This window comes from Anaerobacillus sp. 1_MG-2023, assembly GCF_030547345.1.
Classification (GTDB): Bacteria; Bacillota; Bacilli; order Bacillales; family Guptibacillaceae; genus Guptibacillus; species Guptibacillus hwajinpoensis_B.
This window is the reverse complement of record NZ_JAUORD010000007.1, coordinates 170,124-194,891: the sequence shown is the minus strand read 5'-3', so window position 1 is coordinate 194,891 and position 24,768 is coordinate 170,124. Positions and strand designations below refer to the sequence as shown.

Annotated in this window: 20 protein-coding genes; 16 read left to right on the top strand and 4 right to left on the bottom strand. The window is 39.3% G+C overall.

Going from position 1 to position 24,768, the window contains the following annotated elements:
* The first annotated feature begins 7 nt into the window (after nucleotides 1–7).
* The 3 genes from Q4550_RS13830 to Q4550_RS13820 are packed head-to-tail and all read left to right on the top strand — an operon-like array spanning nucleotide 8 to nucleotide 3,861.
* Entirely contained in the window at nucleotides 8–886 is an 879-nt protein-coding gene (locus Q4550_RS13830) for a carbohydrate ABC transporter permease (RefSeq protein WP_303533563.1), read from the top strand.
* A gap of 13 nt (nucleotides 887–899) precedes the next feature.
* Complete coding sequence (locus Q4550_RS13825; protein WP_303533562.1) at nucleotides 900–1,721, top strand: carbohydrate ABC transporter permease; 822 nt, start codon at nucleotides 900–902, stop codon at nucleotides 1,719–1,721.
* 28 nt (nucleotides 1,722–1,749) lie between these two features.
* Nucleotides 1,750–3,861 (top strand): glycoside hydrolase family 52 protein, encoded by a 2,112-nt coding sequence (locus Q4550_RS13820; protein WP_303533561.1) that lies wholly within the window; start codon nucleotides 1,750–1,752, stop codon nucleotides 3,859–3,861.
* A gap of 105 nt (nucleotides 3,862–3,966) precedes the next feature.
* Here Q4550_RS13820 and xylE read toward each other — a convergent pair whose 3' ends face one another.
* Both xylE and Q4550_RS13810 read right to left on the bottom strand, forming a co-directional pair.
* Nucleotides 3,967–5,376, bottom strand: a complete 1,410-nt coding sequence (gene xylE, locus Q4550_RS13815; protein WP_303533558.1) for a D-xylose transporter XylE — start codon at nucleotides 5,374–5,376, stop codon at nucleotides 3,967–3,969.
* A 157-nt stretch (nucleotides 5,377–5,533) separates the two neighbouring features.
* Nucleotides 5,534–6,154, bottom strand: a complete 621-nt coding sequence (locus tag Q4550_RS13810) for a YesL family protein (RefSeq protein WP_303533556.1) — start codon at nucleotides 6,152–6,154, stop codon at nucleotides 5,534–5,536.
* Between the two features lie 736 nt (nucleotides 6,155–6,890).
* On the opposite strand from Q4550_RS13810, the gene xylA reads away from it, so the two are divergent.
* From xylA to Q4550_RS13780, 6 genes are all read left to right on the top strand, one after another.
* Nucleotides 6,891–8,222, top strand: coding sequence for a xylose isomerase (gene xylA / locus Q4550_RS13805; protein ID WP_303533555.1), 1,332 nt, complete (start codon nucleotides 6,891–6,893; stop codon nucleotides 8,220–8,222).
* 50 nt (nucleotides 8,223–8,272) lie between these two features.
* Nucleotides 8,273–9,760, top strand: a complete 1,488-nt coding sequence (xylB, locus tag Q4550_RS13800) for a xylulokinase (protein WP_303533553.1) — start codon at nucleotides 8,273–8,275, stop codon at nucleotides 9,758–9,760.
* Between the two features lie 510 nt (nucleotides 9,761–10,270).
* Nucleotides 10,271–10,963, top strand: coding sequence for a MerR family transcriptional regulator (locus Q4550_RS13795; protein WP_303533550.1), 693 nt, complete (start codon nucleotides 10,271–10,273; stop codon nucleotides 10,961–10,963).
* A 45-nt stretch (nucleotides 10,964–11,008) separates the two neighbouring features.
* Nucleotides 11,009–11,497: a hypothetical protein gene (locus tag Q4550_RS13790; RefSeq protein ID WP_303533548.1), complete on the top strand. Its 489-nt coding sequence runs from the start codon at nucleotides 11,009–11,011 to the stop codon at nucleotides 11,495–11,497.
* Between the two features lie 108 nt (nucleotides 11,498–11,605).
* Nucleotides 11,606–12,142, top strand: a complete 537-nt coding sequence (locus Q4550_RS13785; RefSeq protein WP_303533546.1) for a hypothetical protein — start codon at nucleotides 11,606–11,608, stop codon at nucleotides 12,140–12,142.
* 241 nt (nucleotides 12,143–12,383) lie between these two features.
* A complete protein-coding gene (locus Q4550_RS13780; protein WP_303533544.1) occupies nucleotides 12,384–13,874 on the top strand; it encodes a helix-turn-helix domain-containing protein in 1,491 nt (496 codons plus the stop codon).
* 80 nt (nucleotides 13,875–13,954) lie between these two features.
* Here Q4550_RS13780 and Q4550_RS13775 read toward each other — a convergent pair whose 3' ends face one another.
* A complete protein-coding gene (locus Q4550_RS13775; protein ID WP_303533542.1) occupies nucleotides 13,955–14,845 on the bottom strand; it encodes a fructose bisphosphate aldolase in 891 nt (296 codons plus the stop codon).
* A gap of 385 nt (nucleotides 14,846–15,230) precedes the next feature.
* On the opposite strand from Q4550_RS13775, the gene hutU reads away from it, so the two are divergent.
* The 5 genes from hutU (at nucleotide 15,231) to hutH (ending at nucleotide 21,340) form a co-directional block, all read left to right on the top strand.
* A complete protein-coding gene (hutU, locus tag Q4550_RS13770; protein WP_303533539.1) occupies nucleotides 15,231–16,898 on the top strand; it encodes a urocanate hydratase in 1,668 nt (555 codons plus the stop codon).
* A gap of 13 nt (nucleotides 16,899–16,911) precedes the next feature.
* Entirely contained in the window at nucleotides 16,912–18,189 is a 1,278-nt protein-coding gene (gene hutI / locus Q4550_RS13765) for an imidazolonepropionase (RefSeq protein WP_303533535.1), read from the top strand.
* A complete protein-coding gene (locus tag Q4550_RS13760) occupies nucleotides 18,186–19,175 on the top strand; it encodes an agmatinase family protein (protein ID WP_303533533.1) in 990 nt (329 codons plus the stop codon). The genes hutI and Q4550_RS13760 overlap by 4 nt, the downstream gene beginning before the upstream one ends.
* A gap of 102 nt (nucleotides 19,176–19,277) precedes the next feature.
* Complete coding sequence (gene hutP, locus Q4550_RS13755; RefSeq protein WP_226613503.1) at nucleotides 19,278–19,718, top strand: histidine utilization transcription antiterminator HutP; 441 nt, start codon at nucleotides 19,278–19,280, stop codon at nucleotides 19,716–19,718.
* Nucleotides 19,719–19,822: 104 nt separating this feature from the next.
* Complete coding sequence (gene hutH / locus Q4550_RS13750; protein ID WP_303533528.1) at nucleotides 19,823–21,340, top strand: histidine ammonia-lyase; 1,518 nt, start codon at nucleotides 19,823–19,825, stop codon at nucleotides 21,338–21,340.
* Nucleotides 21,341–21,510: 170 nt separating this feature from the next.
* Here hutH and Q4550_RS13745 read toward each other — a convergent pair whose 3' ends face one another.
* Complete coding sequence (locus tag Q4550_RS13745) at nucleotides 21,511–21,705, bottom strand: hypothetical protein (protein WP_303533526.1); 195 nt, start codon at nucleotides 21,703–21,705, stop codon at nucleotides 21,511–21,513.
* A 239-nt stretch (nucleotides 21,706–21,944) separates the two neighbouring features.
* Here Q4550_RS13745 and Q4550_RS13740 point away from each other — a divergent pair, with 239 nt between their 5' ends.
* Nucleotides 21,945–22,484, top strand: a complete 540-nt coding sequence (locus Q4550_RS13740; protein ID WP_303533523.1) for a DUF6241 domain-containing protein — start codon at nucleotides 21,945–21,947, stop codon at nucleotides 22,482–22,484.
* A gap of 84 nt (nucleotides 22,485–22,568) precedes the next feature.
* Nucleotides 22,569–24,632, top strand: a complete 2,064-nt coding sequence (locus tag Q4550_RS13735; RefSeq protein WP_303533519.1) for a thioredoxin domain-containing protein — start codon at nucleotides 22,569–22,571, stop codon at nucleotides 24,630–24,632.
* Nucleotides 24,633–24,768: the final 136 nt, after the last annotated feature.

The window sequence follows — 24,768 nt, the reverse complement described above, 5'->3', positions numbered from 1 at the left end:
TGTGGTTATGAATAAAGTTATGTCGAATAAGTTTGTCATTGCGTTATACGTTCTACCATCTCTGTTACTTATAGGGCTTCTCATTTTCATCCCTCTACTATTGAGTGGTTATTATGGGTTAATGGATTGGGATGGTATAAGTGCGATGAAATTTATTGGAATGGATAATTATATTAATGTTATTCAGGATGATAAGTTTTGGGATAGTGCTCTACATTCTTTTCTCCTTGCATTGTTTTCAACACTCAGTTTGATTATCTATCTGGCCATTTCTCTTATCCTCGTATCGAAGATAAAAGGTGCCGATTTATTGAGGAAAATTTATTTGATCCCTATGCTTTTATCTTCTGTTGCAATCGCACAGCTATGGATTAAAGTCTACAATCCTAATAATGGTATTCTGAATAGTATTCTTATAGGGATTGGAATTGATAATCCGCCTTCGTGGTTAGCGGAGCCTTCGCTTGTATTATACGCCATTTTCATCCCAATTCTATGGCAGTATGCAGGGTTTTACATATTGATCTATTATGCTGCGCTCAAGAATATTCCAGATTCGATTATTGAAGCTGCAAGGATTGATGGGGCATCTGCTCTGCAAATCGCTTATAAAATAAAACTTCCACTTATTATGGGCGTCGTAAAAGTGACTGTCGTACTTGCCATTGTAGGTTCTTTAAAATATTTTGATCTCATTTACGTTATGACTGGCGGAGGGCCGAACGGGGCTAGTGAAGTTATGGCTTCCTATATGTATAAGCTAGCATTTTCAAATTATAAGTTTGGCTATGGAAGCGCGGTAGGTTTTATGCTTCTTCTAATTACGTTGATCGTGACACTCATCATTCGTAAACTGACGGAATCGGATGAAAATATCCAGTACTAGGAGGGCTTCTTTTATGAATCGTTTAGGTTATGTCTTGCTCTATCTCTGCTTAGGGATATTAGGTTTATTTCAAATATATCCAATCATTTGGTTGTTCTTATTCTCTCTGAAAGATAATCAAGAGATTTTTTCGGGATCTCCTTTTTCCTTTCCCAGCAAGTTTAATTGGGAAAACTACCAGAAGGTTTGGGATGGAGGGGTTGGCCTATATTTCTTCAATAGTGTATGGATTACAGCGGTAGCCATCCTATTAACAGTACTATTAGCCAGTATGGCTACTTTCGCGATTACGAGGCTGAATTGGAAATTAAGTAAACTAGTACTGGGGTTGTTTATGATTGGTTTGATGATCCCGATTCATTCAGCTCTCATTCCGTTGTTTAATATGTTTTTAAATGTGAATTTGATAGATAATCCATTGTCTATTGTTGTCACTTATACGGCATATAACTTACCGATCACAATGATGATTTTACTAGGATTTTATTATACGTTGCCCCGTGAGATTGAAGAAGCAGCGATTATTGACGGTTGTTCCATTCATCGATTGTTTTTTAGAATTATTTTGCCAATGACGATTCCAGTTATGTCTACAACCGTAATTATTAATATGATCTATAACTGGAATGAGTTTGTATTTGTTAACACGTTTATTAGCTCAGATAAGTACAAGACGTTAACGGTTGGTATTCAGAATTTCATTGGTCAGTACATGACGGATTGGGGGGCAATCGGAGCTACTTTGATCATTAGTGTGTTACCGATTTTAATTGCATTTATTTTTTTCAGTAACAAGGTTGTAGAAGGAATATCATCTAGTGCAGTTAAGGGATAGCTTATTATAGGAAAAGAGAGGGATAGTTATGCCAGAAAACAATTTTTATAATGCTCATCATTCACCGATCGGTGCTTTTTCAAGTTTTACATTAGGTTATGGGGGTAATGGAGGTGGACTCGATTTAGAACTAGGGCGTTCACCGAGGAAGAACATATACGTTGGACTGGAATCACTGAAGCAAAAAGGTCATTATGATGCTCTTCCATTCTTTGATGCGAATGACGATGAGAGTAAGCGGTATGATATTGAGAACCCGGATCCTAACCCAGACAATCCTGACATCATTCATTCCTTTCCCAAAGACCAAGTTGAACGAGATTTTCAACTATGTACAGATACCTGGAAAGCAGGTGATTTAACATTTACGGTGTATTCCCAGGTTCATCCAGTAGAGAATCCAGAAACAGCAAGCGAAGAGGAATTGAAACGAACGCTTGTCCCGGCAGTTCTAGCAGAATTAACCATCGATAATACAAAGGGAGAGAGAAAGCGTCGAGCCTTTTTTGGATACGAAGGAAGTGACCCGTATTCTTCAATGCGGCGATTGGATGATACGGCAGAAGAATTGGCAGGTATCGGTGAAGGAAGAATAACGGCTATTGCAAGTAAGAAGGCTGAAACGAAGTCAGCTATGCACTTTAGTATGGAAAATATCCTAACTACTCCTTTAGAGGAAAATTGGACGTTTGGTCTCGGACCAGTAGGTACGCTTATTGCCGATGTGCCACCAGGGGAAAAAGCCACGTATCAATTTGCCATCTGCTTCTATCGAGGGGGAATTGTGACAGCTGGTATGGATACTTCTTATTTTTACACAAAATACTTTTCAAACATAGAAAGCGTAGCAAACTTTGCTATTGAAAACTTTGATGAGCTGAAACAACGGGCACTGCAAAGCAATGGGATGATTAGTGAAGCAAATTTATCGAACGATCAGAAGTTCATGATGGCTCATGCGGTCCGTAGTTATTATGGAAATACTCAATTACTTGAACATGAAGGGAAGCCTTTCTGGGTAGTTAACGAAGGCGAATATCGAATGATGAATACATTTGATTTAACAGTGGATCAGTTGTTTTTTGAGTTGAAAATGAATCCTTGGACAGTGAAGAATGAATTGGATATGTTCATTAATAGATTCAGTTATGAAGATCAGGTTCGTTTTCCAAATGAAGAAGAATTGTATCCAGGTGGAATCAGTTTCACTCATGATATGGGCGTAGCGAATACGATCAGTCGTCCACACTACTCTTCTTATGAAGTGTACGGGATTGATGGATGTTTCTCTCATATGACAGGGGAGCAGCTGGTTAACTGGGTACTCTCTGCGTCAGTTTATATTGAACAAACCCATGACGAACAATGGTTATTAGACAACTTAACTATTTTTAAAAGCTGCTTCGAGAGTATGTTAAATCGCGACCATCCAGACCCAGTTAAGCGCAACGGGTTGCTAGGGCTGGATTCAAGTCGTGTTATGGGCGGAGCAGAAATTACAACGTATGATAGTTTGGACGTTTCCTTAGGACAGGCTAGAAATAATATTTACCTTGGAGGGAAAATGTGGGCGGCCTATGTCGCGCTAGAAAAGATTTTTTCAGATCAAGGGGAAAAAGAGCTGGCTACAATAGCTGGAAGACAAGCAGAGAAAAGTGCTCATACGATGGCAAGTCATTTGACGGATTCTGGCTATATCCCTGCTGTGATTGGGGAGAATAATGATTCTAGAATTATTCCTGCTATTGAAGGACTAATCTTTCCATATTATACGAATTGTAAAGAAGCTCTTGATACAGAAGGAAGATTTGGGGAGTACATTAGGGTTTTAAAAACACATCTCGATACGGTCCTAAAAGAAGGCGTGTGTAAGTTTGATGATGGAGGGTGGAAAATTTCCTCTACTAGTAACAACTCCTGGCTTAGTAAAGTGTATCTTTCTCAATTTATTGCTCGTGAAATATTGCATCACGTTGATGAAAACGGAGCAAAAGCGGATGCGGCGCATGTGAAATGGCTGACACATCCAGAATTGTCAGTTTGGAGCTGGAGTGACCAAATTATCTCTGGTGAAATAACAGGAAGTAAATATTATCCCCGAGGAGTTACAAGTATTCTATGGTTAGAAGAAAAGGAATAATACTGACAAAAGGACGAAACCGATTAGGTTTCGTCCTTTTGTTTTGCTAAGTGTGGGAGCATTACAATGAACAAGCTCCCCGCGAAGCGAGGAGCTTTCATGAGATTACGCCAATTTCTTTTCCTTAATACCTTTTTTTCGTAAAAGCATTTCTAATTCTTCTAATGATTTTCCTTTTGTTTCAGGAACAAACTTCCATACAAAAATGGCTGATAGAATACTCATAATTCCATAAAAAGAGTATGTCAGACCACCGCTTACTTCCATCATCATAGGATAAGTAGAAGAGATTAAGTAGTTAGCCGCCCATTGAGCAGCAACAGCGATTGCGACGGCTTGTCCTCGGATTTTGTTCGGGAAAATTTCTGAAATTAATACCCAAACGATCGGTCCCCAGGACATCATAAAGGAAGCTGTATAAATAATAATGAAAACTAACGTGGCTATACCGATAATGCCAGAGAAAGCCATTCCAGCTACGCCGAACATTCCGATTGTCATACCGATTGAGCCGACAATGAGAAGAGGTTTTCTGCCCCACTTATCAACCGTTAAGATGGCGATAATCGTAAAGATCACATTGACTAATCCCATGATAATCGTCTGAACCATTGAGGCGTCTCGTGCTGCTCCCATACTTTCAAATATTCGTGGTGCATAATAGAGAGCTACATTTATTCCTACAAACTGTTGAAAAATAGATAGCAAAATACCTACAAATACGATGGTTTTCCCAAAAGCAAAGAGTTTTGCTTTATTCGTGTCAAATGAATTTTTTATCTCATATAGGGTTGCCTTAGCCATCGTTTGATCATGAATTTTTGAAAGGATAGCAAATGCTTCTTCATTTTTATTGATAGATACGAGGTACCTTGGTGTCTTAGGCACCGTAAACAATAGCAACAAGAATAGTAGAGCCGGGATAGCTTCAGAAGCAAACATATACCTCCAGCCTATATCATTCATCCATTCTAGGGGTTGCCCCTTAGCGATGCCCCAGTTAACGAAATAGACGACGAGCATCCCGAAAATAATAGCGAATTGGTTAAGAGATACTAACGTTCCTCTTATATTAGATGGAGCGATTTCTCCAATATACATTGGGGAAACAGCTGAGGCTAAACCAACTCCGATCCCACCTATGATTCTATAAAGATTAAACATAATTAACAAAGAGTAAGTCGGCTCCTCACCATAGCCAAAAAACAAAAATTCGGGATAAGCTGAGCCGAGAGCTGATAGTAAAAAGAGTACAGCAGCTAGTATAAGAGAATATTTTCTGCCAATCTTTTTGGAAAAGTAACCTGATAAAACCCCACCGATGATACAGCCAATTAACGCACTTGATACAGTAAGTCCGTGAACCAGAGAGCTAAGCTGTAAATGATCTGAGAAGTATGTCTGTAGTGACCCTTCTGCCCCAGAAATTACTGCCGTGTCGTAACCGAATAAAAGTCCTCCTAAAGTTGCAACAAGGGTGATTAACATAATGTAAATGCTTCGGTTTAGTTCCATTTTTTACAGAGTAGAGAATATCTACTCTTTCCTCCCTTCGAATGAAATCGCTTGCAATGTTTTCATTTTATCAGAGGTTTCTTAGTTTGTATAGTGGATAAACTAACTATGGGTTTTTTATTTATGATAGAAATCACTAGCGCATGTTTGTAGGTTCTCATAGATGTTTAATCGAATTTTTACTGGTTACTTTAGAAAATGCATGAAGAGATAGCCACATAAGAATGAAAGCTGTTGCACTGCCTCCAAAGATAAACGCTAGTGCGGGTAATAGTTTAATTATAAAATAGATAGACGTTAGACAAATAACCATCATTATCGTAGTTAAAGGGCTAAGCAACATTATAAAGAAAGTATTTTTGAAGACAGTGCTCAGCTTAATTTCGAAATGAACAAAAGTAGGGAAAATGTATAAGAATAGTAGTCCAATCAATAGAATAAAAGCGAACAAAGGAATATAAGTCCATTGATCTGGATGTATGTGCTTGATATAAAACAAATCAAGACAGATAAAGCCAATCAAGAAATATAAAATTGCTCCTAGAATATTTCCTTTCCAAAAATCTGCTTTATAATAGTGCCAGAATGATTTACTGATTGATAACTGTGTATTTCCTTTTAACCATTGTCTAATAACAGCAAACATAGCAAGCGTAGAAGGGAAGATCCCAAGTAGAATCCCTCCTCCTAATGAAAATAGTAACCAAAGCAAATTAAGAAGAGCGAGTTTCGTTATCCACTCAAAGGTACTATAAAAAGCATTAAATGTATTTGTCATTTCTATACCCCCGATAGCTATTAGCTTGTGTGCTTAGATTACTATAAGCTAAAAAAAGTATATCACAATAGCCTGATACTCCTCGTTATTTGTTAACTGTTCTCGTAGTGTTTGAAAGGAATTTTCTATGAATTTGAGTAGGATAGATGAATGTTACATCGTCGTCTAAGTTAATATAGCAGCATTTACGACTTTCTGATTTGGGGGGAGGGATATAATGAACTCCGATTACTATAAGAACGTTGAGGCAAGCAGAATCAATATTGGAGGAGTATATATGGCTAGAAATACAAATATTTACAGAGGGGGCGAATAGCAGTCCACTTTTTTAAATAAAGAAGTCCGGTAGAAGCAGAAAATTGCGTTGAGTGTAAGTGCATTCGTGAAAGAGAATTACCATTGGATGAATAATCTCTTACTAGTGAAGATGTCTTATTTCTCCAAATCAACTATTAATGATATAACTGCCTCTACAAGTAGCATCTATTTGAGTAAATTATTAATATTGTTCACTTTAGTAATTATGAACTTTGTTTATCTAATAGACAAACTAATTTAGGGGTGCTATACTTTTGAATGAAAGCAGTTACATAAAGTCATTAGAAAGTAGATTAGTATTAAGGATTTTTTAACTATAGGTGACATCATGTTCTCTGCTTTACATCATGAAGTTCTTATCTAGTAACAGGTAGGGTTAAGCATTGGTTAGCTAATTTTATTTGAGGAGGAGATTATTTTGGGTTATTTTAACAACATTAATCGTATTCAGTATGAGGGAGCACAATCCACAAACCCATTTGCATTCAAATATTACAATCCTAATGAAAAAATTGGTCATAAAACGATGAAAGAACATCTTCGTTTTTCGGTTGCTTACTGGCATACATTCACTGCAGATGGTGCTGATCCATTTGGTGCTGGCACGATGATACGTCCATGGAGTGAATACAGCGGTATGGATCAAGCAAAAGCAAGGGTCGAAGCTGCATTTGAACTGTTTGATAAGCTAGATGCGCCATTTTTCTGTTTTCATGACGTAGATATAGCTCCTGAAGGAGAAACACTTAAAGAGTCATATAATAACCTCGATACTATCGTTAAGATGATAAAAGACTACATGAAAACAAGCTCTACAAAGCTGTTGTGGAATACGGCAAACATGTTCACCCATCCGCGATTCACTCACGGAGCTGCGACCACCTCTGAAGCAGACGTGTTTGCTTATGCAGCAGCGAAAGTGAAGAAAGGACTGGAAGTTGGGAAAGAACTTGGCGCAGAGAATTATGTATTCTGGGGTGGGCGTGAAGGATATGAAACTTTGCTTAACACAGATATGAAGCTGGAACTCGACAACCTAGCACGCTTTTTCCACATGGCGCTTGATTATGCAAACGAAATTAATTTTACCGGACAATTTCTTATTGAACCGAAACCAAAAGAACCATCAAAGCATCAATATGATTTTGATGTAGCTACATCTCTATCATTTCTTCAAAAATATGATTTGCAGAACCATTTTAAATTCAATATCGAAGCGAATCATGCGACGTTGGCAGGTCACACGTTTGAACACGAACTTCATACCGCTCGAATAAATGGCATGCTAGGATCTGTGGATGCTAATCAAGGTGATACACTTCTTGGGTGGGATACTGATGAATTCCCAACGGATTTGTACGCTACTACTCTCGCAATGTATGAAATATTAAAAAATGATGGACTTGGAAAAGGTGGCTTGAACTTTGATGCTAAGGTTCGTCGGAACTCCTTCGATCCTGACGATCTTTTCCACGCCCATATTGCTGGAATGGATAGCTTTGCAATTGGATTAAAGGCGGCTCATCAAATGTTAGAGGATCGAATTCTTGAGAATTTTATTTCGGATCGCTATCGTAGTTTCTCAGAAGGTATTGGGAAAGAAATTATCGAAGGAAAGACGGACTTTCATAAGCTTGAGAAATATGCTTTAGGACTTAATGACATTGAGACAAAATCAGGACGTATGGAAAAACTAAAAGGTGAGATTAACTCATACTTACTAAATGCTTTTTCAAATGTTCGTGTATAAGTTAAAGAATGAAACTTAAAGTAAAAGGTTGAGAGAAAGGAGGAAGCACCATGAGCTATGTTATTGGAGTTGATCTAGGCACAAGTGCAGTTAAAGTCATCGCTGTAGATCGAACTGGGCAAGTTCAAGCAGAAGTATCAAAGACATATCCACTTCATCAACCGAAGTCTGGATACAGCGAGCAAAACCCTGAAGATTGGGTGGAACAAACCCTTCATGCTTTGGAGGAGATTACCCGACAACTTCCTTCCTCGGCAATTATTGAAGGAATGAGTTTCTCTGGGCAAATGCATGGGCTTGTCTTACTGGATCAAGAAAATAAGCCTCTTAGGCAGGCCATTCTCTGGAATGATACAAGAACAACTGCACAATGCCGAACGATTGAGAAACTTGTGGGGAAAAAGAGGTTGCTTGAAATCACCCATAACCCTGCGCTCGAAGGATTTACACTTCCTAAATTACTTTGGGTGAAAGAGAATGAACCAGATTTATACGCTAGAACTAAGGTTTTCCTCCTTCCAAAAGATTATGTACGTTATCGTTTAACAGGTGAGCTCCAGATGGAGTATTCAGATGCAGCCGGGACCTTGATGATGGATATTAGTGGGAAGAAATGGAGTGAAGAAGTCGCTTCCAAGACTAACATCAGTCTATCCCTATGCCCACCGTTGATTGAATCTACTGCCAAAGTCGGTAATATAACAAAGGGATTAGTGAAAGGCTTGGATAATGTAGAAGTTTTTGCTGGTGGTGCTGACAATGCATGCGGGGCTATTGGAGCTGGGATTCTTAGAAATGGTAAAACCCTCTGTAGTATTGGAACTTCTGGCGTCATTTTGTCATATGAAGATCGCAATCAACTTGATTTTGACGGTAAGGTTCACTTTTTCAATCATAGTAAGCCGGGTGCTTATTATACAATGGGGGTCACGCTTTCCGCAGGTCAGAGTCTGAACTGGTTTCGGGACCAATTTGCCGAAGGAGCGACATTCGATGAATTGCTTTCTTCTATCGACAACATCCCTGCAGGTGCGAATGGATTGCTCTTTACGCCATATTTGGCCGGAGAGAGAACGCCGCATGCGGATTCATCCATACGAGGAAGTTTTATCGGAATGGATGTTTCACACACTAGAACTCATTTTGTAAAAGCAGTATTAGAAGGGATCACTTTTTCGCTGAAGGAGTCACTTTCTATTTTTAGAGAAAATGGAAAAGACATTCATGAAATTGTTTCTATTGGTGGTGGGGCAAAGAATGACTCCTGGCTTCAAATGCAGGCAGACATTTTTGATGCTACTGTTGTAAAGCATGAGAGTGAAGAGGGGCCAGCACTTGGGGCGGCGATGCTAGCAGCTGTGGGTTGTAACTGGTTTTCTACACTTGAATCCTGCAGTGATTCCTTTATAAAAGTGAAAGAACGTTTCACTCCGAATCAAGCTAATGTAAAAGTATATAGAAAACTGTTTTCGATTTATCAATCCGTATATATTCAGACAAAAGAATTAAGTGAGCAGTTAAAATCAATTCGTCAATAAAAAATGAGTATGAGTAAACATTAGCTTAAATTGAATAAAAAAAAGGTCCCGTTCATCAGTATTGGATAAACGGGACCTTTTTTTGCCGAGTTTGTTCCTATTCTAGTATGTGCACTAATGGTTTCCTAATACCTTCATCTTTTTTACACGAGTATAAAACCAAGCTATTATATATGAAAGACGACACCTGATCCACTAAGGATTTAAGTGTCGTCTTTCTTTTGTATAAGATCTACTAGTCGATTCTGCTACATCATATCCAACGAACTTAAGCAACTAACAGAACAAACTAAATGTTGATATCTTTCTCTGAAGGAAAAAATGATGGCAAGATTCGTGAAATGCTGTTAAACCGTTTCAAAACATTACATCAAACGGGGAGGCTTTGGTAGATTAACGCTATATTTGAGAGTCTATGTCTGTTGATAAGAACCTTTGTCATCTGGCAGGAAAACTGGTGTAGAGGTATGGAATAACTCATTATAAAATCAACGGGGAGGAATGATGAAGATGAATAATACTTTGATGATTTCCAGGGTGGCTTCCATGTTGAACGTGTCTCGTCATACATTGAAATTATGGGAAGAGCAATTTGCTCCGTTTTTAACTATACCACGTGATGAAAATAACGCTCGGACGTATACAATTGGTGATATTGAAGTGCTTCAATTAATTAAGAATATGAAGGAAAGCCATGCCGAAGATGAGGTCATTATTAATGCATTGGATCAACAAGGGAAAGGGATTGAAAATACTCCTGAACCGATTAACAATCCTGCTGATCAGACTGATATTCAATCATCTCTCTCAAAAATTATCTCCTTTGTTGAATCTGATGAAGTGAAGAAACTACTGAAAATCGATGAAACGGTTAAACGATTGGAAAAGGATATTGTCCATCAGGTTCATGAAATTGTTCATGAAGAAATCGCGACTGCATCAGATGCACATGCAACCATTAATCAAATGGAACTCAATTCTATCGGTAAAAAAATCGATAACCTTGCTGATATTTCAGTTGATGAGCGTGAGTTTTATCAATTTGAAGTGACAAAAGAAAGAAAGATCGCTGAAGATCATATGTCAGCTCGAGAAGAAAGACTGATGGCAGTGGTACAGGATCGTTTCCGTGATGAAAGCAGATCACATGATCCTAAATGGGGCGTAACGAAAATTAAAAATATTTTCGGATTTGCAAAATAAGGAATCGTAATAGAGTAGAGAGAAATCCGAATGGGGGAAGATGAAATGGATCAGGTTAAGGTGATGTTTTCCATACTCAGTCTCCTCGTCGCTGCTACATTCGCGGCTCTCTATATTTATATTTTCTCACTGCATACCGCAGTGAATGGTACAAAGGTGAAAGCGCATGATCAAGTAGTATCTTCTGCATCATTCCCGGCCGAATATAAACAAGTGGAAGAGTTTGTCGGAGATTTTCATGCTTTTTACAATCGAACAACGGGTTATGGCATGATTGATCGTCCGATGGACATAGAAGCCCAACAAGTTCAAGCGGATGCTGCTGTAGCATATATCAATGTGTTTTTAGAAACTGGTGTAGATCATGACGATCTTAAGAAGGACTTAATGGCGATTAAGGGTCTTGCTAGTATGGAGATTACGAGGTCAGAGGTTCGAGAAATTCACAGGTATTTTCATGACCTTGATAAAGCACTGAACAACTACGACCACGAAGATACCTTTGGTGTCACCGTTACTTTAGGAGATCAATAAGATGAACCATTCCACTCATGCTGTATAGCCAAAAGCGATATCGATTAGCTTATGAGATATCGCTTTTGTTGCGTTAAAGATCAGAATAATAAGGGAGGCTATGTCGTGATGAATACCAGACTAAGATTCATCATACTTGGTCTAGCTACAATAGGTAGCTTGGCCCTTACCATTTATGCCCTATTTTCTATAAACGAAAATGTGCAAACTTCAAGTAAGGAACTCGTATCGCCGGTTTTGGAGGATAGACAAGTTTATTCGAAGGAAGAAATGAAGGATATTGCCTCTCTTCTTCCTGAAAAGACAGATTTCGAAAACCTGAACGCATTTATTGCAGCGAATCATGCCTATTACAATCAGACAACAGGATTTGGAGAAATAACAAATTTGAATACAAATGATCAAACCGATAAAGCTATTGAAATCGTATCTTATATAAATTTTTATGCAAACAATGAGGAGAAGGATCTTGAAAGAGATCTTCAGGAGATCAAATCCATCGCGCTTCGTTACGTTGAGCATGCAAGTCAAAAGGATGTGCAAATGCTGCATCGCTATTTCCACGACCTCGATATTGGGTTAAATGGCTACGGAGCATACGATAAAGTATGGGGTGTCACTGCTGTGCTTGGTAAAGGTGAATGAAGAAGTCTTAAACTTATAATGGGGGATAAGGAGGATTGCTAAGTGACTAGCATGTCCTTTTTTTGTTTTGTCATAAAAGAGTTTATATGAATGATGAAAAACATTGTGATATGTGCATTATTTTGACAAAATGAATAATAAAGAAAGTTGAAATAAGTGGATTTGTTAACAAGTGATGATCCGCTGATGATGTAAGGTTGTTTAAACGAAATGGTAAGTAAAAAGTAGGTGAGAAAGGTCTATGTACAAACTATTAATTTCAGACCGTGATTCACAAGAACTGAGCGGATTAGAATGGTTAATTTCAAAGTATTCCTTTCCTATTTCCTTATTCATAACTGCGAACCATCTAACAGAAGTGATGACTATGTTAGAAAGGGAATTACCAGATGTGTTTTTCATTGAATTAGATATGATTCCCCGGGGGAAGTGGGGTCTTATGAGAACTTTTATTAACCGGTATGCAGGTGAAGTTATTGCGATGACGGCAGAACCAACGTTTGAGCGGGCAAAAGAAGCAATTGAAATCGGTGCAATAGACTTAATTGTGAAACCGCTTTCTCCTCTAGAGGTGAAAACTTCTCTGCAAAAAGCTTTTCGTAATGCTAAAGCGGGAAATAGGAAACTGTCAGGAGAAGAGGCATATGAAAGAGTTTGGTATAAATCATTGTTTATTGATGATCAAGTAAACTATCACTTTCCAGTATATTTAATGAAGTTAGAGAAGAGCGATTATCTTGAGGATTTGCGTCAGTTTATTGATCAATTTGATTTTTATGACAAACCACTTGTCTTTTCAACGAGTGACCGAATCGTTGTTGTGTTTGAGAGTACCATTCCAGATTCAAATAGTCAGGCACAGCGCTTCTTACGGGAGTGGGAGCAGTTGAATGAATCGCCCCTTGTCATAGCCGTGCATCTTGGTAAGTCAGATCTGTCACTACACCAAATTTATATGAAGTTAAAAAAAGTTATGGAAATGGTGTTCTTCACTGGTTATCAACAAATCCTTCGTGCTGATCAAGATGAAGCGTGGGAGGAGATAGATCCATTTTTGACGATTACAGAACAGCGGAAGTGGGTGTTCATGCTAGATGAATCTCGAATAGATGAAATGAAAAAGTGGATGTATGAGCAATTTTATGGAATGGAACCTCCATATCCAGAGCCAGGATTGCTGCGAACACGTTTAACAAGCATTCTTGCTCAAATTCGAAGGTTTATGGTTCGAAAAGGGCTAACGGATGTCCGTAATGAAACTTTGTATAAAGAAGTGTTTGAATCGATATTATATAGTTCTGTTCTTTACCGAATTGTACAGGACTTAATATTATTCATCACACAACTTCTTCATCAATTAGCCGATAACCCGCCTTTAAAAAGAAATATCATTGAGGAAACGCTCGCTTACATTGATGATCATTCCAATGATCCTAATCTATCATTAGAAGAAGTAGCTAATAATGTCCTTCGCAATCCAGCTTACCTAAGCCATACATTAACACAAAAATATGGGAGGTCATTTCGGGAAATATTAACGTCTACCCGTATTCAAAAAGCAAAAGAGTTGCTCATTACGACACAAGAATCTATTCAATTCATTGCGAGTGAATCAGGATTTAAGAGTGCGAACTATTTTAGTCGAGTTTTTAAAGAAGTCGCAGGGCAAACTCCAGGAGAGTATCGACGGCTTCAGTCAAATGAACCGAAAGTGAAGAAGTTCTCCACATAACAAACGGGTGCGAATACATTCTCGTATTCACACCCGTTTCGTATTGATCAGAAGAAATAAACTACTATATCTACTTGTTACTATTTTTTATTAACTGATGCATCATAAATGGAATCAACCGCACTTTGCAACGCTTCATTAAATTCTGCATCAGACTGATTCGCATTTAAATCAGCCGCTAATGCTCTCGAAAAGCTTGCGATCAGACCATCATTTTCTTTCAGCTTTTCATTGGCTTCATCACGAGAATAACCGCCTGAAAGTGCTACAACGCGAAGAACGCGAGGGTGTTCAATCAATTCTTTGTAAGCATTTGCTCGTGTTGGAATTGAAAGCTTTAGCATGACATTTTGATCTTCAGTTAAATCATTGAGTTGCTTCATAATTTCATCGCGCAAAATCTCTTCAGATTTTTCTTTGTTTTCACTATGGATATTAACTTCTGGTTCAATAATTGGCATAATATCAGTCGCTAAAATTCGTTTGGCAATTTCAAACTGCTGATCCACGACTGCTTTAATGCCACTTGGATTAGGCTCATGGATGACAGAGCGCATTTTAGTCCCGAAAATCTTTCGCTCAGATGCACGACCTAGCGTCTCATCTAAATCATGAATTGGTTTCATAAGCTGTACGCCATTCTCTTGATCTGCTAGTCCTTTATCCACTTTTAGGAAAGGAACGATCCCTTTGTCTGCAAGAAAGTCTGCTGTATACTTTCCTTCGATTTCGCGATCCATTGTTTGTTCGAATAAGATAGCACCTAGAATTTGATCTCCACTAAAAGCGGGTGAAGTAATAATTCTTGTACGCATTTGATGTACTCGGTCAAACATTTCATCTTCGTTAGAGTAAGAATCTTCAGGAACGCCATATTCTGCGAGCGCCTTAGGAGTACTACCACCACTTTGGTCTAACGCTGCGATAAATCCTTTTCCGTTCTTGATTTTGTCAAATTGACTGTTATTCATGTTCTCCACTCCTTTTTGATTCTAAACTATAAAAGCAACCACCTATACTCTTCCCATTATTACGTCATACATAACACGGAATTTCTTCGATAACAGAATACTAATAAAACCGATATAAAATATCGCTTTTTCTATTTTCATAGACTTTCATAAACAGATGGTTCCCTACATTCATGAAACTTACCCGACTGGGCTTACTTTTATTCATGTAATGGAAATAGCTTAATTACTCTTTACAAAATAATTACTATTCGTTTTGATAGCAGCATAAACTGATATTGTTTTTTATAAATAATTTGCTATTATTCGAAAATTGGTCATCTATTTCCATAGTGATAGTCATGCTACGATTTCAATATGAACGCATTTCGAAAGGATGGGGATTATGTCGGATATCAAATCAAAAAGAGTGACGCAGTATAGAGGCACAGAGCTTCATACAAAAGGCTGGGTTCAGGAGGCAGCTTTACGGATGCTTAGTAATAATCTACATCCTGATGTGGCAGAAAATCCAGATGAACTTGTTGTATATGGAGGAATAGGAAAAGCAGCACGTAACTGGGAGTGTTATGAGGCGATCGTGAATTCGTTAAAAGAGTTGGAAAATGATGAAACGTTGTTAATACAGTCTGGAAAGCCGGTTGCTGTTTTCAGAACTCATAAAGATGCTCCGAAGGTATTGATTGCTAACTCTAATTTAGTTCCAGCATGGGCTAATTGGGAGCACTTTCATGAGCTCGATCGAAAAGGGTTAATGATGTATGGCCAGATGACGGCTGGCAGCTGGATCTACATTGGAAGTCAGGGAATTGTACAGGGGACATATGAGACGTTTGGTGAATGCGCCAAACAGCATTTCAATGGAACTTTAAAGAATACGATTACCCTAACAGCTGGCTTAGGCGGGATGGGGGCTGCTCAACCGTTAGCTGTAACTCTTAATGGTGGGGTTTGTATTGCGATAGAAATGGATCCAAAGCGAATGGAGCGGAGAATTGAAACAAACTATCTTGATACTTCTACTAATAGTCTTGCTAAAGCGATTGAAATGGCGAAGAATGCAAGTGACAAAGGAGAAGCGCTTTCAATTGGTTTACTTGGTAATGCAGCAGAGATGTTACCTAAAATGATCGAAATGGATTTTATTCCAGATATTCTAACAGATCAGACTTCGGCACACGATCCCCTTAATGGATATATTCCAGTGAAATTAGATCTAATAGAAGCGAATAAATTAAGGATAGAAAATCCAGTCCAATATAACAAATTGGCAAAGAAAAGTATCGCTACACACGTTCAAGCTATGCTTGAAATGCAAAAACTCGGAGCCATCACCTTTGATTATGGAAATAACATTCGTCAAGTGGCAAAAGACGAAGGGATTCAAAATGCATTCGATTTTCCAGGTTTTGTACCGGCTTATATTCGCCCGCAATTTTGTGAAGGAAAGGGTCCATTTCGCTGGGTAGCTTTGTCGGGAAATCCAGAAGATATTTATAAAACAGATGAAGTGATTTTAAAAGAGTTTAGTCATAATGAACACTTGTGCAATTGGATTCGAATGGCAAGGAAGAAAATTAGTTTCCAGGGACTTCCCTCACGTATTTGTTGGCTCGGCTATGGGGAACGAGCTAAATTCGGAAAAATTATAAACGATATGGTAGCGAGCGGAGAATTGAGTGCACCAATTGTGATTGGACGTGATCATCTTGACTCTGGCTCTGTAGCTTCACCAAATCGAGAAACAGAAGCCATGAAAGATGGAAGCGATGCTGTAGCCGACTGGCCCATTTTGAATGCCATGATTAATAGTGTAGGTGGAGCAAGCTGGGTCAGCGTACACCACGGTGGCGGTGTTGGAATGGGATACTCTCTCCATGCAGGGATGGTCATTGTAGCAGATGGCACGAAAGAAGCGGAAAAACGTCTTGAACGTGTGTTAACAACTGATCCTGGTATGGGTGTCATTCGACACGTTGACGCGGGGTATGAACTAGCAAGGAAAACAGCAGTAGAGAAAGGGATTCAAGTCCCGATGTTACGAAAGAAATAGGAGGTGGATTGTAATGAAAAAGCGACTATTAATAAAGAATGCGGCCCAGCTAATCACGATGGAAGGTTATTCCAATCATCCTGCTAGAAAAGAAGAAATGTCGCAAATTGGAATGATTGAAGATGGTGCGGTTTATATGGAAAATGGAATTATTATTGAAGTAGGACCAAGCGCCGACATAGTTGATAAGTATCAAGATTCTATTCATGATGCGTCAGAGATCATCGATGCAATAGGGAAAGTGGTAACTCCAGGGCTAATAGATCCTCATACGCATTTAGTTCATGCAGGGACGAGGGAAAATGAATATGCGATGCGATTACAAGGGATGACGTATATGGAAATCATGGAAGCAGGCGGGGGGATTCATGCAACAACTCGCGCGACTCAAGAAGCGAGTCATGAAGAACTTTTCGAACAGTCTAAAAAACGCTTGAACAAATTTTTGTTACATGGTGTGACAACACTTGAGGCCAAAAGTGGTTACGGGCTAACGCTAGATCATGAGATAAAGCAATTAGAGGTAGCTAAACAATTAAATGAGTCGCACCCTATAGATATCGTTTCAACCTTTATGGGTGCTCATGCTGTTCCTTTATCAGAGAAAAACGATCCTGAAGAATTCGTCTCGAAAGTGATTACTGAAATGATCCCTGAAGTAGCGAAGCGGAAGTTGGCTACTTTTAATGATGTTTTTTGTGAACGGGGTGTTTTCACACCGGATCAATCAAAGCGAATCCTTGAAGCAGGTAAAGCACATGGACTAATTCCCAAAATTCATGCAGATGAAATTGAACCTTATGGCGGAGCGGAACTAGCTGCATCCGTTGGGGCCATTTCAGCAGATCACCTTCTCAGAGCATCGGATCAGGGGATAAAGGACATGACAGACGCTGGAGTTATTGGCGTATTACTTCCGGGAACAGCATTTTTCTTAATGGCTGATTTTGCAGAGGGGAGAAAAATGATTGATGCAGGAATAGCCATTGCGTTGTCTACTGATGCGAATCCAGGGTCATCTCCCACACTTTCTCTCCCATTTATTATGAACTTAGGCTGTTTGAAAATGGGAATGACACCTGAAGAAGTGTTAACTGCGACTACAATCAATGCAGCCCATGCAATTGGTTGTGCAGATGTGGCTGGAAGTATTGAGTCTGGAAAAAAAGCAGATTTCACAATATTTGATGTTCCGAATTATCTAACTCTCTCCTATCAATATGGAATGAATCATGTCGATACCGTCATTAAAAGGGGAGTGCCACTCGTAGTAGGAGGCCATCTGCAATGAACGATTATCCATACCCAATGTTAAATCGCCCTAGTATGATTTGGTCAAAGCAAACAGATAAACGAGTTGACCTAAAAGTCCATGAATGGATTGAGACAATAGGGGAGATGAAACCACACTGGGAGGATTATGACGTTACCATTCTCGGGGTACCTTTATCTAAATCGTCTATTAGTACGTCTGCTGCTAGTGAAAATCCTGATGCCATGCGAAGAGCATGGCGGGCATTTGGCACTTATAACCTTGAAGAAGAGGTTGATCTAGCTCGTTTAAAAGCAATAGATCTTGGAGATGTCAAGCAGCATGTGACGGATATCAGGTATACACACCAGCAAATTCAGCAAGCGATGGTAGCCATGAGAGAACACCATCCACATACTATACCATTAATGATGGGTGGGGATCATTCGATTACTGCTATGTTAATTAAAGGCTGGAAGCAAGTTCATAACAACGAAACGATTGGCATTTTACAATTGGATACACACTTTGATTTACGAGATTTAGCACATATCGGTCCAGCAAATGGAACGCCGATTCGTCAATTAGTAGAAAGTCACACAGTTGAAGGAAAGCATGTTCATACGATCGGATTGCATGGTTTTTTTAATAGTCATGAGTTGAAGAATTATGCTGATCAACACGGCGTTCACTATACTACGATGAAGAAGGTAAGAAAAAACGGGATTCGACACATTGTGACGGAGGCCTTAGCTCAACTAGAAAAAGTGGTTGATACGATTTATTTAACGGTTGATATGGACGTCCTTGATATCGCATATAACCCGGCAGCACCAGCAGCAACGCCTGGTGGTATGAGTACGGAAGAGCTGTTTGAGGCTGTTCAGTTAGCTGGTGAGCATTCGAAAGTAAAAGCAATGGACATTGTGTGCTTGGATCCTAGAAAAGATGTAGGGGAGATGGGGGTGAAAAGCGCCGTTCATACGATGCTCTCATTTTTAACAGGCGTTTGCAGAAGATATTGATCATGATCAAAACATCCTAAATCATCTTGACCGCACATATTGGTAGCGCTTACAATTAAGTGAGATATTAGTGAATAGTAGAATGATAGACAGGTGAGAGTATTGGCACAAAAAATTTTGATTGGAAAATTAGCGATGCTTGTGGCTTCTTTAACTCCTGAAGAGTTAGAACCATTTTTAGCTCAGCTAAAAGATGTTGATTACTGTCAGGGAAAGTCAGGATCTATGAGCATGCAAAAAGTAATATCAGCTGTCGAAACATCCGCAAAAAGGAATAATATTATTTCGGAAGACCTCTATCGAGAAACGCATGCGTTATATCATGCCATCTTAGAGGCATTAGAAGGGGTCATGCGGGGGCAAATTGGAGCAGGTGACATGATGAGGACTGTAGGATTGCGCTTTGCTATTGTACGCGGCTCTCCTTATGAGCATTATGACGAAGGTGAGTGGCTTGCGGTAGCATTCTATGGAACAATTGGTGCTCCGGTGAAAGGTCTTGAACATGAAACTTTTGGACTAGGGATTAATCATATAGGTTAAAAGCTGCCTAAAGCCATTAGCGATGAGGAGGCGGCAATGGAACAGTCTGTTCCATTGTCGTCTCTTTTTTTTGGCGATCAAATTACTGAAAGAAGGGGATCGACATGATTCAATTAAACGGATCTAATTTAACATTAATCGAAATGAAACAACTTATTTATGATGGAGAACAGATAACGATTGATCCAGTCAGCATGAATAAAGTGAAGCGGAGCAGAGAGGCTGTAGAAAGGATTGTTGCTAGTGGAAAGACCGTATATGGGATCAATACAGGCTTCGGTAAATTTAGCGACGTTCGTATACAGGATAAAGATGTTGATACACTTCAGCTCCATCTCATTCGTTCTCATGCGTGCGGGATAGGTGAATACTTCCCAGAATCAGTGAGTAAAGCAATGGTTGTACTCAGATTGAACGCTTTACTCAAAGGATATTCTGGCGTGCGTCCTTGTATTGTGGAGCGCCTTTGCCATCTTGCGAATGAAAATATCATTCCAGTTATACCAAGTCAAGGTTCTCTTGGTGCTTCCGGGGATCTAGCACCCCTATCTCACCTTGCGCTAGTTCTGGTAGGGGAAGGAAAAGTGCACTATAAGGGCAGCATCGTTCCTACAAAAAGTGTGTATGATGATCTCTCTTTGCCTGCTCTTTCCTTAAAGGCAAAAGAGGGGCTTGCACTAATTAACGGTACACAGGCAATGACGGCGATGGGAGTCATTAACTATATTGAAGCAGAGCGCTTAATAAATCAGTGTGATTGGATTGGAGCAATGACGTTTGAAGCGCTTGAAGGTATAGTAGATGCCTTCCATCCAGCGATACATGAAGCGCGTGGGTATCCAGAACAAATGGAAGTTGCAGAGCGAATACGAGCGCTCACGAACGATAGCAAACTCGTGACACATCAAGGAGAGAAACGAGTGCAGGATGCTTACTCGCTTCGCTGTATCCCGCAAGTACATGGAGCTTCTAGACAAAGTTTAGTGTATATTAAAGAAAAACTTGAAATCGAAATGAATGCTGCAACAGATAATCCTCTCATCCTAGAGGATGGACAAACGGTCGTGTCCGGAGGGAATTTTCACGGTCAGCCCATTGCAATTGCGATGGACTTCTTAAAAATAGCTGTAGCCGAAATGGCTAATATTTCGGAACGACGAGTGGAGAGACTCGTTAATCCTCAGCTAAATGATCTCCCAGCATTTCTAAGTCCGGACCCTGGTTTGCAGTCTGGCGCCATGATCATGCAATATGCGGCTGCTTCTCTTGTATCAGAAAATAAAACACTAGCACACCCAGCAAGTGTTGATAGCATTCCATCTTCAGCAAATCAGGAAGACCACGTAAGTATGGGGACAATAGGGGCTCGTCATGCTTATCAAATTATATTGAATGCCCAAAAGGTAGTCAGCATTGAAATGATTTGCGGGATGCAAGCATTAGAAATTCGCGGAATCTCGTTAGCTTCTAAATCAGCTCAGAAGCTTTATGAAGAAGGTCGATTAGTTGTCTCTTCCATCAAGGAAGATCGTGTTTTCTCCGAGGATATCGAAGCTCTTACAAAATGGTTAAAGACAGATCAGTTTGATTGGTCCATTAATCGTCAGTTAATTCCAGGATAAGGCGTAGCTAATCAGAGGAGAAAATAGTGAAATAAGCTAAAAAGGACAATGCCTATTAAATAGGATTGTCCTTTTCAATGTCATCTCTTAATCTTCGTAAAATTCGTGGTCCGTTTCAAAGAGAACTTCTTCCTGACAGGATACACAGTCATTGAAGCATCGTGTGAAGTCTAAAGGAAATAAACGACGACAAACGTTAGAGCAGTATCTAGAACAGCTCGGACCTGTTTGGCGACCTCTTGTGTCACTATCTCTTGATCCACATCCTCTAGATCTACGATCAGTTGTTTCACCTTCTGTTTGGTTGTTTCGTTTAACATATGTTCTAGGGTTACTTGTATTACGGCGATTTCCCATTTTAACACCTCCTGTCTCTCAATACTTTATGTCGAAAGAGCTGGACATGCTTATCCATTAGCCTAATAAAACATGCAAATATTCAAGTTTCGAATAAATTTTCAGAAAATAGTTTATTAACCTTGTATTTTTAGAAATGTATGTAAAAATAGGTATAAATGCCCTTTTGGACTTACGAAACGTTAAATCTAATCAATCCCTTTCCGATTTAAGAAGGATCGATTTGTTTAAGGAGTTGGAACAGTCAATGCCATCTACAAAAACATTAATCATTTCCATTTCTATTATTTTGGTCTTCATATTTGGATACACTTACTGGTTTATTTCTGATTTAGGTTGGGATTTAAAAGAAACAACGAATGAAGCGGATACCGTTGATGAAGCGACTGGATCATCTGTTGACCCTGCGCGCTATGTAAGTGACAGTGAAGAACCGATTAGCGCTGATGGCATACCAAAGGAAAGCAAATTTCAGGATTACATTCACGGTATGACTCATCAAAAAGTGGTTGCTAAAGATAAATGGGGAATCTATCAAATTTCAGAGGAACGCATCGATAATATGTTGGAAGTATTAGAGAAAGTACAGGGAACGAATGAAGAATATAAATATCAAGATTTTTACGTTGAAACATTAGAAGAATGGGACGAGGGAGATTTTTCTAATGCGGTAGAAGTTCATAATTACATATGGGATTTAAATGGAGGAACAATTGGAAAAGCAAAAAGATTAATGACAACCGAAGAAGAGCAAAAATATATTGATCAAACATATGATAAGCGGTAATTCCGCTTATTTTTGTTTTTTAGGATTATAGAGCCCATTTTGGTACACTGAAGATAGATAAACCAAGAAACGGAGGGTGTAAACGTGAAAAATCAAGCCAATCAGCCATACGAAAATAAGTTAATTCATGAAAAGTCGCCCTATTTGCTTCAACATGCTCACAATCCAGTAGACTGGTATCCATGGGGAGAAGAAGCGTTTGAAAAAGCGAAGCGGGAGGATAAGCCTGTTCTCGTTTCGATCGGGTATTCGACCTGTCATTGGTGTCATGTAATGGAAAGAGAAAGCTTTGAGGATGAGGAAACAGCAAAGCTTTTAAACGATCGATTTGTAGCGATTAAGGTCGATCGCGAAGAGCGTCCAGATATTGATTCAATATATATGAAAGTTTGTCAGGGATTAACGGGTCAGGGTGGGTGGCCATTGAACGTTTTTCTAACTTCTGATCAAAAACCATTCTACGCAGGAACGTACTTCCCGAAAGAAAGCAGATACAATATTCCTGGGTTTAAAGATGCTATCATACAGCTTTATCAGCAATATAAGGAAAACCCTGATCGAATTACAGGAATCGGAGATAAAATTACAGCCTCCTTGCAGGAGCGGATGAATGCAGAAGGTGGGGAATTAACAGAGGAACCATTACATAATGCTTTTGAGCAGATGCAAAATTCCTTTGATACCATTTTTGGTGGTTTTGGTCAGTCTCCTAAATTCCCCTCACCTCATATGCTGATGTATTTACTTAGATATTATCGACAATACGATAATGATCTCGCATTAACAATGGTTACACGAACGCTTGACGCGATGGCAAAGGGCGGGATATATGATCATGTTGGCTATGGCTTCGCAAGATATGCGGTAGATCAGGAATGGCTAGTGCCTCACTTTGAGAAGATGTTGTATGATAACGCCATGCTTGCCCTTACCTACACGGAAGCTTATCAAGTAACGGGAGAAGAACACTATAAGAAAGTCGCTTGTGATGTTCTCGAGTATGTGACGCGAGATATGACTAGTGAGCAAGGTGGCTTTTATTCCGCTGAAGACGCTGACTCAGAAGGAGAAGAGGGGAAGTTTTATGTTTGGACAGAGAGTGAGGTCCACGACATCCTTGGCGATAAGCTAGGCTCCCTATATTGCAAAGCTTATGACATCACGTCAAAAGGGAACTTTGAAGGGAAAAACATTCCGAACTTGATTCAAACCGATCTTTCAAAGGTAGCTAAATCATTTAGCATGACAGAAAAAGATGTTAATAAGCAGTTAGAAGAGGCTAGAAAGAAGCTGTATGAGGTTCGTGAAAAACGGATTCACCCCTATAAGGATGATAAGATCCTTACAAGCTGGAATATGCTTATGATTGCAGCTTTCGCTAAGGCAGGAAGGGTGTTCGCTGAACATACCTACACACAAACTGCTGAGGAATCATTCAGATTCATCGAAGAAAATCTCGTCATAGACGGTAGATTAATGGCTCGTTACCGTGATGGTGAAGTGAAATTTAAAGCATACCATGATGATTATGCTTATGGATTATGGGCATTAAACGAATTGTATGAAGCTACGTTTAAGTCAGAGTACCTCCTCAAAGCGAAAAAACTGTCAGATGAGATGCACGATTTATTCTGGGACGATAGCGCTGGAGGTTTCTATCTTTACGGCCATGATGCAGATGAATTAATTGCACGACCTAAGGATGTGCATGATGGGGCGCTACCGTCTGGAAATAGTGTAGCTGTTCTTCAACTGCTCCGTTTGTCGAAGTTAACGGGGGAGGCAAAGTATGATGTGTGGGCTAACAAGATGTTTACCGCTTTTTCAGGTGATGTATCTTCGTATTCCAGTGGACATGCTTATTTCTTAATGAGCAAGCTTTATACTTTATCCTCTCCAAAAGAAGTTGTTATTGTTGGGGATAATGGTGATACAAGCAAAGAAAAGATTGAAGAGTTTTTACAGCAGAACTTTTTCCCTGAACTTACAGTGATTAGTACTGCAGATCCTACCTTGTTAAAAGAAGCAGCTTCGTTTGCAGCTGAATTTGAAAAGACAGATACGACAACGATCTATGTTTGTGAGAATTTTAGTTGTTCGCTTCCTGAGACGAATGTAGAGAAGGTAATAAAAGAATTGGATAATTAAACAAAGAAGCTACCCAGGTTGTGAGACCATGGTAGCTTCTTTGTCACTAATTAGGTTGTCGGATGAGAAAAAATATGGTGATGAAACATTTTCGATAGAAAACTTCTATTGCACCCTTAGTTGATATGTTTATATT